The organism is Roseivivax sp. GX 12232 (assembly GCF_021272185.1).
Taxonomy (GTDB): Bacteria; Pseudomonadota; Alphaproteobacteria; order Rhodobacterales; family Rhodobacteraceae; genus Roseivivax.
In genome coordinates, this window is record NZ_JAJSEC010000004.1 from 302,460 (window position 1) to 317,205 (window position 14,746).

General features: G+C 68.0%; 13 protein-coding genes. 7 read left to right on the top strand and 6 right to left on the bottom strand.

What is annotated here, in order from left to right:
* Positions 1-4: 4 nt before the first annotated feature.
* The 3 genes from LR948_RS09800 to gloB form a co-directional block, all read right to left on the bottom strand.
* Positions 5-958: a M23 family metallopeptidase gene (locus tag LR948_RS09800; protein ID WP_232753831.1), complete on the bottom strand. Its 954-nt coding sequence runs from the start codon at positions 956-958 to the stop codon at positions 5-7.
* Complete coding sequence (clpA, locus tag LR948_RS09805) at positions 958-3,288, bottom strand: ATP-dependent Clp protease ATP-binding subunit ClpA (protein ID WP_232753832.1); 2,331 nt, start codon at positions 3,286-3,288, stop codon at positions 958-960. Before clpA ends, LR948_RS09800 begins: the two co-directional genes overlap by 1 nt.
* 156 nt (positions 3,289-3,444) lie before the next feature.
* A complete protein-coding gene (gene gloB / locus LR948_RS09810) occupies positions 3,445-4,212 on the bottom strand; it encodes a hydroxyacylglutathione hydrolase (protein WP_232753833.1) in 768 nt (255 codons plus the stop codon).
* Positions 4,213-4,276: 64 nt separating this feature from the next.
* Between gloB and LR948_RS09815 the strand changes: the two genes are divergently transcribed.
* The 7 genes from LR948_RS09815 to LR948_RS09845 all read left to right on the top strand — a co-directional run bounded on the left by LR948_RS09815 (position 4,277) and on the right by LR948_RS09845 (position 11,256).
* On the top strand, positions 4,277-5,014 hold the full coding sequence (locus LR948_RS09815) for a class I SAM-dependent methyltransferase (RefSeq protein WP_232753834.1): 738 nt from the start codon (positions 4,277-4,279) through the stop codon (positions 5,012-5,014).
* A 317-nt stretch (positions 5,015-5,331) separates the two neighbouring features.
* A complete protein-coding gene (locus LR948_RS09820; RefSeq protein WP_232753835.1) occupies positions 5,332-5,892 on the top strand; it encodes a F0F1 ATP synthase subunit delta in 561 nt (186 codons plus the stop codon).
* Complete coding sequence (gene atpA, locus LR948_RS09825) at positions 5,893-7,431, top strand: F0F1 ATP synthase subunit alpha (RefSeq protein WP_232753836.1); 1,539 nt, start codon at positions 5,893-5,895, stop codon at positions 7,429-7,431. It begins immediately after the preceding gene.
* Positions 7,432-7,443: 12 nt separating this feature from the next.
* The gene (locus tag LR948_RS09830) at positions 7,444-8,325 is read left to right on the top strand and encodes a F0F1 ATP synthase subunit gamma (RefSeq protein ID WP_232753837.1); all 882 of its coding nucleotides are present in this window, start codon (positions 7,444-7,446) and stop codon (positions 8,323-8,325) included.
* Between the two features lie 16 nt (positions 8,326-8,341).
* Positions 8,342-9,766, top strand: coding sequence for a F0F1 ATP synthase subunit beta (gene atpD / locus LR948_RS09835; RefSeq protein ID WP_232753838.1), 1,425 nt, complete (start codon positions 8,342-8,344; stop codon positions 9,764-9,766).
* A 56-nt stretch (positions 9,767-9,822) separates the two neighbouring features.
* Positions 9,823-10,257 carry a F0F1 ATP synthase subunit epsilon gene (locus tag LR948_RS09840; protein WP_232753839.1) on the top strand — a complete coding sequence of 145 codons (435 nt, stop codon included), beginning with the start codon at positions 9,823-9,825 and terminating at the stop codon, positions 10,255-10,257.
* A 648-nt stretch (positions 10,258-10,905) separates the two neighbouring features.
* The gene (locus LR948_RS09845) at positions 10,906-11,256 is read left to right on the top strand and encodes an H-type lectin domain-containing protein (protein WP_232753840.1); all 351 of its coding nucleotides are present in this window, start codon (positions 10,906-10,908) and stop codon (positions 11,254-11,256) included.
* Positions 11,257-11,894: 638 nt separating this feature from the next.
* Here the strand turns inward: LR948_RS09845 and pyrC are convergent.
* The 3 genes from pyrC to LR948_RS09860 are packed head-to-tail and all read right to left on the bottom strand — an operon-like array spanning position 11,895 to position 14,694.
* Positions 11,895-13,196, bottom strand: coding sequence for a dihydroorotase (gene pyrC, locus LR948_RS09850; protein ID WP_232753841.1), 1,302 nt, complete (start codon positions 13,194-13,196; stop codon positions 11,895-11,897).
* Complete coding sequence (locus LR948_RS09855) at positions 13,196-13,747, bottom strand: aspartate carbamoyltransferase catalytic subunit (protein ID WP_232753842.1); 552 nt, start codon at positions 13,745-13,747, stop codon at positions 13,196-13,198. Before LR948_RS09855 ends, pyrC begins: the two co-directional genes overlap by 1 nt.
* Complete coding sequence (locus LR948_RS09860) at positions 13,744-14,694, bottom strand: aspartate carbamoyltransferase catalytic subunit (RefSeq protein WP_232753843.1); 951 nt, start codon at positions 14,692-14,694, stop codon at positions 13,744-13,746. The genes LR948_RS09855 and LR948_RS09860 overlap by 4 nt, the downstream gene beginning before the upstream one ends.
* Positions 14,695-14,746 lie beyond the last annotated feature (52 nt).

Here is a 14,746-nt window from a genome sequence, read left to right on the forward strand (position 1 = left end):
TGGCCTAGCGCACCGTCACGAAGGCCTGGCGGACCGCCAGGACGCTCTCGCCGCGCATGAGCCGCACCTCACCCCGGTAGCCCCCCGAGGGCCAGCCCATGGCCGGCGCGCGCCGTCCGTAGGCGCGGAAGAGCTGCCGCTCGGGCGCATCCAGCAGCACCGACTGGGCGAAGACCGCGCCCTGCGGGCCCCTCGCGTGGATCAGGAGCGTGTCGCCCGGTTTGGCCAGGAAGACATGGCCGTAAAGCACCAGCGCGGCATCGGGGGGCAGGGTCGCGCGCCGGGCCGAGCCGTCCTGCACCGCGCGCAGGTCGGGCACCGCGTCGCTGAAGCCCGCGGTGTAAAGCCCCGCAGGGTCGTAGCCGGGCGGCTCCTGCCAAAGAGAGGGGCCGTCTATGCCACAGCGCTCCTCGGCCTCGGGGGCGAAGGGGTCGATGGCGCGGCCCTCGTCCAGAACGGTGAAATGCAGATGCGGGAAGTTCGTCAGCCCCGACATGCCGATCTGGCCCAGCACCGCGCCGCGCGTGACGCGTTGGCCGGGCGAAACCGCGACCGAGCCCGCGCGCAGGTGGCAATAAAGCGTCTCGAGCCCGCCGCCGTGGTCGATGCGGACGCCGTTGCCACATTCCACCTCGGCCACCTGGCGCCGGTCGGTGAGCCGCCGGTCGGCCAGCCCCTCGCGCACCGCCGCCACCCGGCCCGGCGCGGCGGCGAGGACCGCGACGCCCGCCTGCATCTGCGCCTCGGTCAGAAGCGCGATGTCGGTGCCGGAATGGCCGTCGCGGCTTTTCACCCCGCAGGTGTAATCCTGCTGGCCGGGGCCCGGGTCGGCGTCGACGTAATCCTCGATCACGCAGCTTTCGCCGAGGGCGCAATCCACCGGCCAGGACAAAAAAACCTCCGCCGCGACGGGCGCGGCGGAGGTCGTCAGGATCAGGGCCGCAAGCGCGGCGCGCATCACTCGGCGGTCAGAAGCGGCGGCTTCTTCGAGGACAGGCGCCGTTTCTCGGGGCCGTCGAGCTGCAGGTCCAGCTCGCCGTCCTTGACCGCGACGCGGACCACGCCGCCCTTGGCGAGCTTGCCGAACAGAAGCTCCTCGGCCAGCGGCTTCTTGATGTGCTCCTGGATCACGCGGCCCAAGGGGCGCGCGCCCATCTTGTCGTCGTAGCCCCGTTCGGCCAGCCATTCGGCGGCGGGCTTGGTGAGCTCGATGGTGACATTGCGGTCCAGGAGCTGCGCCTCGAGCTGCAGGACGAACTTCTCGACCACCTGCAGGATCGTCGACTTGGGCAGCGGCTGGAAGCTGATCACCGCGTCCAGGCGGTTGCGGAACTCCGGCGTGAAGGTCCGCTCGATCGCCGCCGTGTCCTCGCCCTCGCGGCGGTCGCGGCCGAAGCCGATGGCCGCCTTGGCCTGTTCGGTGGCGCCCGCGTTCGAGGTCATGATCAGGATCACGTTGCGGAAGTCGACCGTCCGGCCGTTGTGGTCGGTCAGCGTGCCATGGTCCATCACCTGCAACAGGATGTTGTAGACATCCGGGTGCGCCTTCTCGATCTCGTCGAGCAGGAGCACGCAGTGCGGATGCTGGTCCACCCCGTCGGTGAGCTGGCCGCCCTGGTCGAAGCCGACATAGCCCGGAGGCGCGCCGATCAGGCGGGAGACCGCGTGTTTCTCCATGTATTCCGACATGTCGAAGCGCAGGAGTTCCACCCCGAGGCTGTCCGAGAGCTGCTTGGCGACCTCGGTCTTGCCGACGCCGGTGGGGCCGGCGAAGAGGTAGTTGCCGATCGGCTTGTCGGGCTCGCGCAGGCCTGCCCGGGCCAGCTTGATCGCCGAGGACAGCGCCTCGATGGCCTGGTCCTGCCCGAAGACCACGCGCTTCAGCGTCGCCTCGAGGTCCTTCAGCACCTCGGCATCGTTCTTCGAGACGTTCTTCGGCGGGATCCGCGCGATCTTGGCGACGACGGCCTCGATCTCCTTGGTGCCGATCGACTTGCGCCGCTTGCTCTCGGCCAGCAGATGCTGCGCCGCGCCGGCCTCGTCGATCACGTCGATCGCCTTGTCGGGCAGCTTGCGGTCGTTGATGTAGCGCGCCGAAAGCTCGACGGCGGTCTTGATCGCGTCGTTGGTGTATTTGATCGCGTGGTGTTCCTCGAAGTAGGGCTTGAGGCCCTTGAGGATCTTCACGCTGTCCTCGACCGTCGGCTCGTTCACGTCGATCTTCTGGAACCGGCGGCTCAGCGCGCGGTCCTTCTCGAAGTGCTGGCGGAACTCCTTGTAGGTGGTGGAGCCCATGGTGCGCAGCTTGCCGCCCTGAAGCGCGGGCTTCAGCAGGTTGGAGGCATCCATGGCCCCGCCCGAGGTGGCGCCGGCGCCGATCACGGTGTGGATCTCGTCGATGAAGAGCACCGCGTCGGGGTGTTCCTCGAGCTCGGTGACGACGGCCTTCAGCCGCTCCTCGAAGTCGCCGCGGTAGCGGGTGCCTGCGAGCAGCGCGCCCATGTCGAGCGAGAAGATCGTGGTCTTGGACAGCACCTCGGGGGTCTGGCCGTTGACGATCTTGCGCGCCAGGCCCTCGGCGATGGCGGTCTTGCCGACGCCCGGGTCACCCACCAGGAGCGGGTTGTTCTTGCGGCGGCGGCAGAGCACCTGGATGCAGCGCTCGACCTCGCTTTCGCGGCCGATCAGCGGATCGACGTCGCCCTTGCGGGACTTGGCGTTGAGGTCGACGCAGTATTTCGCCAGCGCCGATTCCTTGCCGTCGTCGGCGGGGCCGCCGGCATCGGTGGCCTGGGCCTCTTCCTCTTCGGTGGCGCCCTGCACCGGGCGGCTTTCGCCGTAGGCGGGGTTCTTCGCCACGCCGTGGGCGATGAAGTTCACCGCGTCGTAGCGGGTCATGTCCTGCTCCTGCAGGAAGTAGGCGGCATTGGACTCGCGCTCGGCGAAGATCGCCACCAGCACGTTGGCGCCGGTGACCTCGGTCCGGCCCGAGGACTGCACGTGAATCGCGGCGCGCTGGATCACCCGCTGGAAGGCGGCGGTCGGCACGGCCTCGGAGCCCTCGATGTCGGTCACGAGGTTCGACAGGTCGTCGTCGATGAATTCCACCAGCGTGGTGCGCAGCTCCTCGGTGTCGACGTCGCAGGCCTTCATCACGCGGGCCGCGTCGGGCTCGTCGATGAGCGCCAGGAGGAGGTGTTCAAGCGTCGCGAACTCGTGGCTGCGCGAGTTCGCGAGCGCCAGGGCTGCATGGATGGCCTGCTCAAGGGAGTTCGAGAATGAAGGCACCGGCGATGCTCCTCTTATTGACGCCGGGGCGTGCCGCCTCGGCTTTGCCTCTTGAAGTCAAGGTTCGGTCGATTGACCCATTGCTTCAAGCGTTTTCTAGGTCGAGCCCGGTCAACTCCGGGGAAGCGTAGCGTGATCGCCGCGGTCGCGGGCAGATCAGAACGCATCCTTGCGTCGCCGGATCTCTGCGAAGACTTCCGCTGCGGGTGCATCCGTCATTCCGAGGGCCTCTCGGACCGGGGCATCACCCGCCCGCAGGAAGGGGTTGGTTGCCAGTTCATCGCTCAGACGCGACGGGACCGTCGGCTCGCCCTTCGCCCGCGCCTCGGCCACCGCCTCTATACGAGAAATAAGCGCCTTGTTCTCCGGTTCAATGGTGATCGCGAAGCGGCCGTTGGCGGTGGTGTATTCATGGCCCGAGCAGATCACCGTCTCGGCGGGCAGCCGGGCCAGTTTCGACAGGCTCTCCCACATCTGCTCCATGGTGCCCTCGAAGACCCGCCCGCAGCCAAGCGCCATCAGGCTGTCGGCGGTGAAGGCGAGCCCGCTTTGCGGCAGGTGGAAGGCGATATGGCCCACCGTATGGCCCGAGACGTCCATGACGTGGACCGCCTCGCCGGCGAAGTCGAAGCTCTCGCCCTCGCCGACGCGGCGGTCGAGGGGCGGCAGGCGGCTGGCATCGGCGCCGCAGCCGGTCACGGTGACCTCACGGCCCTTCAGAAGTTCGTCGAGCCCTTGGACGTGGTCGGCGTGGTGGTGGGTGATCCAGACCTCCGAGAGCTGCCAGCCGCGCGCCTCGAGCGCCGCGGCGATCGGCGCCGCCTCGGGCACGTCCACCACGGCGGTGGCGCCGCTTTCGGCGTCATGGATCAGGTAGGCGTAGTTGTCCGAGAGGCAGGGCACGGTGACGAGATCGAGAGGCATGGCCTTTTGGCTCCGTCTTTGTCAGGGTTTTGACTAAGGCTAGGACGGCGGCAGGGGCCCGGCAATGCATCTCGACGTGCGCGACCTGCGCAACTTCTACTACCGCAACGCCCTGGGCCGCGCGGCGCAGAAGATCATCCGCGACGAGGTGCGCGCAACCTGGCCCGACACCCATGGCCATACGGTGGTGGGCTACGGCTTCGCCGCGCCGCTCCTGCGGCCCTTTCTCGGTGACAGCCGCCGGGTGGTGGCGCTGATGCCGGGACCGCAGGGGGTGATCCCCTGGCCCGCGGGCCTGCCCAATGTCTCGGTTCTTTGCGACGAGACGCAATGGCCGCTCGAGACCGGGCATGTCGACCGGCTGGTGGTCATGCACGGGCTCGAGACCTCCGAGGACGCCTCGGCGCTGCTCGACGAATGTTACCGGGTGCTGGGGCCGGGGGGCGAGGCGCTCTTCATCGTGCCGAACCGCACCGGGCTCTGGGCGCGGTCGGACCGGACGCCCTTCGGCTACGGGCGGCCCTATTCGGCCAGCCAGCTCGAGAACCTCTTGTCCTGGCACGACTTCCTGCCCGAGGATCACATCTCGCTTCTGTATCAGCCGCCCTCGACCCGGCGTTTCTGGATGAAGACCGGACCTTTCTGGGAGCGCATCGGCCGGGCTGTCCCGGCGATCATGGCGGGCGGCGTCATGGTGGTGCGCGCCAAGAAGCGCTACCCGCCCCGGCCGCGCGGCGTCGGAGAGCGGGCGCCCTCGCCGATGGGGGCCCTGGCGCCCAAGCCGGTGGCAAAACCCGCCTGAGCGGCGCGCGGCACCCGCAGGCCGGGCCCGCCCGGAGGGAATCGCGCGCTTTTCCTCGAAAAAATGTTACCCAACAGGGGCTTCCCGGGGCGGATTGCTTGGCGCAGAAGGTCGCACCCGCGGTGCTTTGCCGATAAGCTATTGATTTTCTTGACCCCGGCCCAAGCCCTTAAATCCGGCCTAGCATGTTGCGGGGTTGGGGTTGCTCTGCTACATCCGCGCTGATTTCAGGGCCCTGGCTCCCCGCCAGGAGACAAAAACGCCTCCGGATCCGCCTCGCGGCTGGGTCACGGAGGCTTGATAGCGGAAGGATGGACGTGTCTGAACCAGCTTCGATTTCCTCCGGCATCGCAGAGCGCTACGCAGCGGCCGTCTTCGACCTCGCCCAGGAGGCAAACGCGCTCGACACGCTCGAAGCCAACATCGACGATCTCGCACAGGCGCTGGTGGACAGCACCGACCTGCGCGATCTGATTCATTCCCCGGTCTACAGCCGCGACACCCAGGAAAAGGCGATCACCGCGATCGCTTCCAAGATGGGGCTGATGGACGTGCTGAAGAACACGCTGGGCCTCATGGCGTCGAAGCGCCGCCTGTTCGTGCTGCCGGCGCTGATCGCCCAGCTCCGCGAGCGCATCGCGGGAGCCAAGGGCGTCGTCACCGCCGAGGTGACCACGGCGACCGAGCTTTCGAGCGAACAGTCCGCAAAGCTCGCCCAGACGCTCAAGGCCCAGGTGGGCCGTGATGTCGAGATCAAGACGACCGTCGACGAAAGCCTCATCGGCGGTCTTGTTGTTAAGGTGGGCTCGAAGATGATCGATACCTCGATCCGCTCGAAGCTCCATTCCCTCCAGAATGCAATGAAAGAGGTCGGATAAATGGGTATCCAAGCAGCCGAAATTTCTGCGATCCTGAAGGAGCAGATCAAGAACTTCGGTCAGGAGGCCGAAGTCGCCGAGGTGGGTCGCGTTCTGTCGGTCGGTGACGGGATCGCCCGTGTGCACGGCCTCGACAAGGTCCAGGCCGGCGAGATGGTCGAGTTCCCGGGTGGCATCCGCGGCATGGCGCTGAACCTCGAGGTCGACAACGTCGGCGTCGTGATCTTCGGCTCGGACCGCGACATCAAGGAAGGCGACACCGTCAAGCGCACCAACGCGATCGTGGACGTGCCGGTCGGCGACGCCCTGCTCGGCCGCGTGGTCGACGGTCTCGGCAACCCGCTGGACGGCAAGGGCCCGATCGAATCCGCCGAGCGCCGCCTGGCGGACGTGAAGGCCCCCGGCATCATGCCGCGGAAGTCGGTCCACGAGCCCATGGCGACCGGCCTCAAGGCCATCGACGCGATGATCCCGATCGGCCGCGGCCAGCGCGAGCTGATCATTGGCGACCGCCAGACCGGCAAGACCGCCGTGGCGCTCGACGCCATGCTCAACCAGAAGAGCTACAACGAAGCCGCGGGCGACGACGAGAGCCAGAAGCTCTACTGCGTCTACGTGGCCGTCGGCCAGAAGCGCTCGACCGTGGCGCAGCTGGTGAAGAAGCTCGAGGAAACCGGCGCCATCGAATATTCGATCGTCGTCGCCGCGACCGCCTCGGACCCCGCGCCGATGCAGTATCTCGCGCCCTACACCGCGACCGCGATGGGTGAATACTTCCGCGACAACGGCCGCCACGCGCTGATGGTCTATGACGACCTCTCCAAGCAGGCCGTCTCCTACCGTCAGATGTCGCTGCTGCTGCGCCGCCCGCCGGGCCGCGAAGCCTACCCGGGCGACGTCTTCTACCTGCACTCCCGCCTGCTGGAGCGCTCGGCGAAGATGAACGAGGAGAACGGCGCGGGCTCGCTGACCGCCCTGCCGATCATCGAAACCCAGGGCGGCGACGTCTCGGCCTTCATTCCGACCAACGTGATCTCGATCACCGACGGCCAGATCTTCCTCGAGACCGAACTGTTCTACCAGGGCATCCGCCCGGCGGTGAACACCGGTCTGTCGGTGTCGCGCGTCGGCTCCTCGGCCCAGACCTCGGCGATGAAGTCGGTCGCGGGCCCGGTGAAGCTGGAACTGGCGCAGTACCGCGAGATGGCGGCCTTCGCGCAGTTCGGCTCCGACCTCGACGCCGCGACCCAGCGCCAGCTGAACCGCGGTGAGCGTCTCACCGAGCTGATGAAGCAGCCGCAGTATTCGCCGCTGACCAACGCCGAGATCGTCTGCGTCATCTTCGCCGGCACCAATGGCTACCTCGACAAGATCCCGACCCGCGAGGTCGGGCGCTTCGAGCAGGGCCTGCTCCAGCATCTGCGTGGCAAGCACAAGGACCTGCTGGACTGGATCACCAAGGAAGATCCCAAGGTGAAGGGCGAGGCGGCCGACAAGATCAAGGCCGTGCTGGACGAATACGCCGCCGACTTCGCGTAAGGAGACTGCCTCGTGGCAAATCTCAAGGACCTCAAGAACCGGATCTCCTCGGTCAAATCGACCCGGAAGATCACCAAGGCCATGCAGATGGTCGCGGCGGCCAAGCTCCGCCGCGCCCAGGACGCCGCGGAAAGCGCGCGCCCCTATGCCGAGCGGTTCAACGCCGTCATGGGGTCGCTCGCGGCCTCGGTCGGTGACAGCGACAGCGCCCCGCGCCTCCTGCGCGGGACGGGCAGCGACCAGAAACAGCTTCTGGTCGTGATGACCGCCGAGCGCGGTCTGTGCGGCGGCTTCAACACGAACATCGTGAAGCTGGCGCGCACGCATGCGAAGAAGCTCAAGGCCGAGGGCAAGGACGTGAAGGTCCTGACCGTCGGCCGCAAGGGCCGCGATCAGCTCAAGCGCGACATGGGCGACGCGCTGATCGGCCACGTCGATCTGTCCGAGGTGAAGCGCCTGTCCTACCCGGACGCGCAGAACATCGCCAAGGACCTTCTCGCGCGTTTCGACGCCGAGGAGTTCGACGTCGCGACGATCTTCTATTCGAAGTTCCAGAACGTGGTGAGCCAGGTGCCGACGGCGCAGCAGGTGATCCCGGCGGATTACGACACCGAGGGTGGCGACGAGCAGGGTTCCGGCCCGCTCTACGACTACGAGCCTTCGGAAGAGGAAATCCTCGCCGATCTTCTGCCGCGCGGCGTGGCGACGCAGATCTTCGCGGCGCTTCTCGAGAACGCGGCCTCCGAGCAGGGCGCGCGGATGAGCGCGATGGACAACGCGACGCGCAACGCCGGCGAGATGATCGACGACCTGACGATCGAGTATAACCGCACCCGTCAGGCGGTCATCACCAACGAACTGATCGAAATTATCTCGGGCGCCGAAGCCCTTTAAGAACCGGAGACAGAACATGGCAAACGCGAAAGGCAAAGTGACTCAGGTCATCGGCGCCGTCGTCGACGTTCAGTTCGACGACCACCTGCCCGCGATCCTGAACGCGCTTGAGACCGACAACAACGGCAAGCGCCTTGTCCTCGAAGTGGCGCAGCACCTGGGCGAAAGCACCGTGCGCACCATCGCGATGGACGCCACCGAGGGCCTCGTGCGCGGCCAGGAAGTGACCGACACCGACGGCCCGATCACCGTGCCGGTCGGCAACGCCACCTTGGGCCGGATCCTCAACGTCGTCGGCGAGCCGGTCGACGAGGGCGAGGCGATCACCTCGGACGAATACCGTCCGATCCACGCCGAGGCGCCGGTCTTCAACGAGCAGTCGACCGAATCCGAGGTGCTGGTCACCGGCATCAAGGTCATCGACCTGCTGGCGCCCTACGCCAAGGGCGGCAAGATCGGCCTCTTCGGCGGCGCCGGCGTCGGCAAGACGGTTCTGATCATGGAACTGATCAACAACATCGCCAAGGTGCACTCGGGCTTCTCGGTCTTCGCCGGTGTCGGCGAGCGGACCCGCGAGGGCAACGACCTCTATCACGAGATGGTCGAGTCCAACGTGATCAAGCCGGACAACCTGCCGGAAAGCCAGGTGGCCCTGGTCTACGGTCAGATGAACGAGCCTCCGGGGGCGCGTGCCCGCGTGGCGCTGACCGGCCTGACCCTGGCCGAGCAGTTCCGCGACCAGTCCGGCACCGACGTGCTGTTCTTCGTCGACAACATCTTCCGCTTCACCCAGGCGGGCTCCGAGGTGTCGGCGCTTCTGGGCCGCATCCCCTCCGCGGTGGGCTACCAGCCGACCCTGGCGACCGACATGGGCGCCATGCAGGAGCGGATCACCTCGACCAAGTCGGGCTCGATCACCTCGATCCAGGCGGTCTACGTGCCCGCGGACGACCTGACCGACCCGGCGCCGGCGACCACCTTCGCCCACCTCGACGCGACCACGGTTCTTAACCGCGCGATCTCCGAGCTCGGCATCTACCCCGCGGTGGACCCGCTCGACTCGACCTCGCGCCTGATGGATCCGGGCATCGTCGGCGAAGAGCACTACAACGTCGCCCGCGAAGTGCAGGGGATCCTCCAGCGCTACAAGTCGCTGCAGGACATCATCGCGATCCTCGGCATGGACGAGCTCTCGGAAGAGGACAAGCTGACCGTGGCCCGGGCCCGGAAGATCCAGCGTTTCCTCTCGCAGCCCTTCGACGTGGCGAAGGTCTTCACCGGTTCGGACGGCGTCCAGGTGCCGCTCGAGGACACGATCTCGTCCTTCAAGGCGGTCGTGGCCGGCGAATACGACCACCTGCCCGAGGGCGCCTTCTACATGGTCGGCGGCATCGAAGAGGTGAAGGCCAAGGCCGAGAAGATGGCGTCGGAAGCCGCCTGATCATCTGATGCGTAGGGTGGGCCCGGCCCACCCTGCCTGCCACCGAGGAGAGCCACATGGCAGAAACGATGCAGTTCGACCTGGTGAGCCCGGAACGGCGGCTCATGCAGGAAGAGGTCGTGTCGGTCCAGATCCCGGGCGCCGATGGCGACATGACGGCGATGCCGAACCATGCGCCGCTGATCACCACCCTGCGCCCCGGCGTGCTGGTGGTCGAGACCCAGAAGGGCACCCAGGAGTTCGTCGTCACCGGCGGTTTCGCCGAGCTGGGCGAGGGCCTCTCGGTCCTGGCCGAGCGCGCGCTGCCCAAGGCCGACGTCGACCAGGAGACCTACGAGACGCTCGTGGAAGAGGCCGAGGCGGAATACCGCAAGGCCAAGGAAGTCTTCGTCAACGAGCCCGGCCCGGTCGATGACGCGGCCAAGCTCCTGGCCGACATGGTCGCCGTGGGCACCCATATCGGCCTGTCGACGCGGCAGCCGAACCTCTGATCCAGAGGCCGGTTTGGAAGATTGCGGAAGGCGCGTCCCTCGGGGCGCGCCTTTTGCGTTTTTGGGGTGGGGCGGAAGCGGGACGCTTGGGGCGTTGAGGCTGGTTGAGGCTGGTTGAGGCTGCGGCGGGCTGTGGGGCGGGGCAAGGCGCGTGGGGCGTTGAGGCTGGTTGAGGCGCGGCGGGCTGTGCGGCGGGGCAGGGCGCGCGCACGGGTCGATTGAGGACGCGGCGAGCGGTGCTGCTGCGGGGTAGGGACGCGCGCACGGGCCGATTGAGGACGCGGCGAGCGGTGCTGCTGCGGGGTAGGGACGCGCGCACGGGCCGGTTGAGGACGCGGCGAACGGTGCTGCGGCGGGGCAGGGCGGTTACCTGCCATGTCGGTGCGGCACGCGTGGCTCCGGGTGACGTGGGACGACCGGTTGGGCTATCGGAGCCGGTGCGGCTTGGCTCTTTGGCGCGGCGGGTAGGGCTCCACGCCAAGCGCAGGGCGGGCGCGCGCCGCATCTGCGGCAGGTGGGCCGTCTTTGGCAGCGAACCGACCACGCTCTGTTGCAAAAGGTTAACGCCTGACCGGCCCGCCTCGGGGCGAGCTCTTCCCTCCGGCCCCCGCGTCCCTATGCTGCCCGGGCGGCAAGGACAGGGGTGACATGCGCAGGCTCAATTCCAACGTCATCGGCATCGACCAGGGCGAGGTCGAGGTCTTCTCGGATTTCGCCAGCGGCGGCGAGATGTGGACCGGCGAGGGCGCCCGCGAGCGCCGCAAGCGGGTGCGCTTCTCCGAGCCCTTCCGCGGCAGCCCGGCGGTGCAGGTCGGCCTGTCGCTCTGGGACATCGACAGCGAGGCCAACATCCGCGCCGACCTCGCCGCCGACCGGATCGGCCCCGAGGGCTTCGACCTGGTCTTCCGCACCTGGGGCGACAGCCGCGTCGCCCGCGTCCGCATGACCTGGACCGCCATCGGGGAGCTGAAAGGCGAGGACGACTGGGATTTGTATTGAAGCGGTGGGGTGGTGAGGGTTCGGGTCTAGGCACTGGGCGCTAGGCGCTAGGCACTGGGCACTGGGCACAAGGCACTGACGCTAGCCACGAGCCGCTAGCCAGTCCCTGAACGCGACTTCGAACTGATTCCAGACGGGCGTCTCAGCGTGTGAGTTGCCTGCACCGGCGAACATCTAACAACCTCAGCGGTGCACCAAGGTCACTCCGGTTTGGTCCAGCCTGTGCGCCGGGTCATCCGCACCCTAGTCAAATGCCCAACGCAACTCTCACCGCCCAAACCCACGGTCGGGCCGAAACCCAACGCCTCTTTCTTGCGCCCGAACAGCACCGAAGGTGCCGGGCGCGCGCCGGACCGGCCCGATGGGCCGGCGCTCCTTGGGATGGCGCGCATAACTATCTTTTAGTCCTGACCTTGCTGCCATAAAGCGCCTCGCTCGAAGTTCAGAAGCGCCGGCCCCCGGTCCGCCGCGCGCCCTCTGGTGGTGCTGGTGGAGAGGGGTGCTGGCGGAGCGGGCGCGCTGGTGCCCAGGGGGCGTTGGCGGAGAAGGGGGCTGGCGAAAAGCCGGATGCCGTAGGACAGGGACCGCCGCCCCTACCACTGCACCCCCCCCCAAAAAAAAACCTCACCACCCACACGTCACCCTGCCCGGTAGACCACCCGTCCGCCGACCAGCGTCATCAGCACCCGGCCTTGCAGGCGGGCGTTGTCGAAGGGGGTATTCTTCGACTTCGACAGAAGCTTGAACCGGTCCAGAATGAACGGCTTGTCGGGATCGAAGAGCATCAGGTCCGCGGGCGCGCCCTTGGCCATGCGGCCGGCCTCGAGCCCCAGCCGCCGGGCGGGGTTCAGCGACAGCGCGCGGAACAGCGCCGGCAGCTCCAGCTCGCCCGAATGGTAGAGCCGCAGCAGCACCGGCAGCATGGTCTCGAGACCCACCGCCCCCGAGGCGGCCTCCTCGAAGGGCAGGCGCTTGCTCTCCTCGTCCTGCGGCGTGTGCATCGAGGAGATCGTGTCGATCAGCCCGCTGCGCACCGCCTCGATCACCGCCTGGCGGTCCTCCTCGGAGCGCAGCGGCGGCTTGACCTTGAAGAAGGTGCGGTAATCCGCGAGGTCCAGCTCGTTCAGCGTCAGGTGGTGGATCGAGGTGCCCGCGGTCACGTCGAAGCCGTTGCGCTTGGCGCGCTCCAGCGCGGGCAGGGCGCGGATCGTGGTGATCTGGTCGGCGTGGTAGCGCACGCCGGTCATCTCGACCAGGGCGATGTCGCGATCGAGACCCATGCGCTCGGCCATGGGCGAGACCGCAGGCAGCCCGCGCAGCGAGGCGAACTTGCCCGAGGTCGCCGCCGCGCCGCGCGACAGACCCGGCTCCTGCGGGTGGCCGATGACCAGCGCGCCCAGGCCCTGCGCATAGGTCAGCGCCCGGGTCAGCACCCGCGTGTCCGCGATCACCCGGTCGCAATCGGTGAAGGCCACGGCGCCGGCATCCAGGAGAAAGCCGAGCTCGGTCATCTCGGTGCCCGCGCGGCCCTTGGTCAGCGCCGCCATGGGCAGGACGCGCACCGGCGCGGCCTCCTGTCCGCGGCGGCGGATGAACTCCAGCGCCTCGGGGGTGTCGATCACCGGGTCGGTGTCGGGCCGGGTGACCAGCGTGGTCACGCCGCCCGCGGCCGCCGCCGCCCCGGCGGTCTTGTAGCTTTCCTTGTGCCGCTCACCCGGCTCGCAGACCTTCACGCCGATGTCGACGATGCCCGGGGCGAGCATCTTGCCGCCCGCCTCGACGCGGTTCTCGGGCGCGACGCGCTCGGTCAACCGCGGGCCGATCTCCGAGGTGATCTCGGAGATGCGCCCGTCCTCGATGAGCACATGGCCGTCCTCGACGGTGCCGGCCTCGGGGTCGACGATCCGCGCGCCGGTGATCAGGAGGTCCGCGCCCGCCATCAGCGCACCACCAGGAAGGCCAGGGCGCCGAGCAGCATCGCGCCGACCACGATGATCAGCGCCCGCAGAAGCGGCGAGCTGCCCCGCGCCAGCGGGTCGTCCGGCCCCTCGGAGCGCGGCGCCATGCCCTTGGTGCTCTCGGTCTTGATCGGCTCGGCGCGGGTCTCGGGGGCATGTTCGGAGAAGGTGCCGACCCAGTTGAGCGGGCTCGAGACGGTCAGCGTCTGGCCGGTGGCGCCGAAGGCCTGGCTCGGCAGGATCACCACATGGCCCTTGAGCCCGTCGATGCGGCCGCGCATCTGAGCGAACTCCGGCCCGGTGACGCCATGGGCCTCGGCCAGATAGGCCGAAAGCGGCATCTTGCCGAGGTCGCGGATCGCCACCACGTCAACGAGGCTCGGGCGCAGCCTGGTCGCGCCAAGCGCGTAGGACAGCGGATATTCCCCGGTGCCGGCCTGTGTGGTGAAGCGGTCGACCGCCTCGGGCGGCAGGTCGAGATGGAAGAGCCGCGTCACCCCGGTCTCGGAGGCGCGGATCTGCATCTTGGTCATGCGGTCAGCTCCGTCGGTCGGGCGCGCAGGTTGCGCGCCAGTAGGTCCAGCGCCGCCATGCGCACGGCCACGCCCATCTCCACCTGTTCCTGGATCACCGAGCGGTTGATGTCGTCGGCGATGGTGCCGTCGATCTCGACCCCGCGGTTCATCGGGCCGGGATGCATGACGATGGCATCGGGCTTGGCGACCGAGAGCTTCTCGGCATCGAGCCCGTAGCGGTAGAAATATTCGCGCTCGGAGGGGATGAAGCCGCCGTCCATGCGCTCGCGCTGAAGGCGCAGCATCATCACCACGTCGGCGTCGCGCAGGCCCTCTTCCATGTCGTGGTAGACCTCGACGCCGAAGTCCTCGATGCCCGCGGGCATGAGCGTCGGCGGGCCGACGAGCCGCACGCGGTTCTCCATCTTGTGCAAAAGCAGCAGGTTCGAGCGCGCCACCCGGCTGTGCGCGATGTCGCCGCAGATCGCCACGGTCAGCCGGTGCAGCCTCCCCTTGGCGCGGCGGATGGTCAGCGCGTCGAGCAGCGCCTGGGTCGGATGCTCGTGGCGCCCGTCGCCGGCGTTGACCACCGCGCAGTTGACCTTCTGGGCCAGAAGGTCGACCGCGCCCGAGTTCGGGTGGCGCACCACCAGGAGGTCGGGATGCATGGCGTTCAGCGTCAGCGCCGTGTCGATCAGCGTCTCGCCCTTCTTGATCGAGGAGGCGCCCATGGCCATGGACATCACATCCGCCCCGAGCCGCTTACCGGCCAGCTCGAAGCTTGCCTGGGTGCGCGTCGAGTTCTCGAAGAACATGTTGATCTGGGTCAGCCCCGAGAGGATCCCCGAGCGCTTCTGCCGCGAGCGGTTCAGCGTGGCGTAGCGATCCGCCAGGTCGAGCAGCGTGGTGATCTCGTCGGGCCGCAGGGACTCGATGCCAAGAAGGTGGCGCTGGTCGAAACGCATCGGCGGGGGGTGCTCCCTTCGGGGATTGTCGCAGCGTTATAGGAATGCCCCC

What these genes read in the sequence shown, in the direction of transcription:
- LR948_RS09800 (WP_232753831.1), bottom strand. Translation starts at nt 958, where the DNA reads ATGCGCGCCGCGCTTGCGGCCCTGATCCTGACGACCTCCGCCGCGCCC.
- gloB (WP_232753833.1), bottom strand. Translation starts at nt 4,212, where the DNA reads ATGCCTCTCGATCTCGTCACCGTGCCCTGCCTCTCGGACAACTACGCC.
- LR948_RS09815 (WP_232753834.1), top strand. Translation starts at nt 4,277, where the DNA reads ATGCATCTCGACGTGCGCGACCTGCGCAACTTCTACTACCGCAACGCC.
- atpA (WP_232753836.1), top strand. Translation starts at nt 5,893, where the DNA reads ATGGGTATCCAAGCAGCCGAAATTTCTGCGATCCTGAAGGAGCAGATC.
- atpD (WP_232753838.1), top strand. Translation starts at nt 8,342, where the DNA reads ATGGCAAACGCGAAAGGCAAAGTGACTCAGGTCATCGGCGCCGTCGTC.
- LR948_RS09840 (WP_232753839.1), top strand. Translation starts at nt 9,823, where the DNA reads ATGGCAGAAACGATGCAGTTCGACCTGGTGAGCCCGGAACGGCGGCTC.
- LR948_RS09845 (WP_232753840.1), top strand. Translation starts at nt 10,906, where the DNA reads ATGCGCAGGCTCAATTCCAACGTCATCGGCATCGACCAGGGCGAGGTC.
- pyrC (WP_232753841.1), bottom strand. Translation starts at nt 13,196, where the DNA reads ATGGCGGGCGCGGACCTCCTGATCACCGGCGCGCGGATCGTCGACCCC.
- LR948_RS09855 (WP_232753842.1), bottom strand. Translation starts at nt 13,747, where the DNA reads ATGACCAAGATGCAGATCCGCGCCTCCGAGACCGGGGTGACGCGGCTC.
- LR948_RS09860 (WP_232753843.1), bottom strand. Translation starts at nt 14,694, where the DNA reads ATGCGTTTCGACCAGCGCCACCTTCTTGGCATCGAGTCCCTGCGGCCC.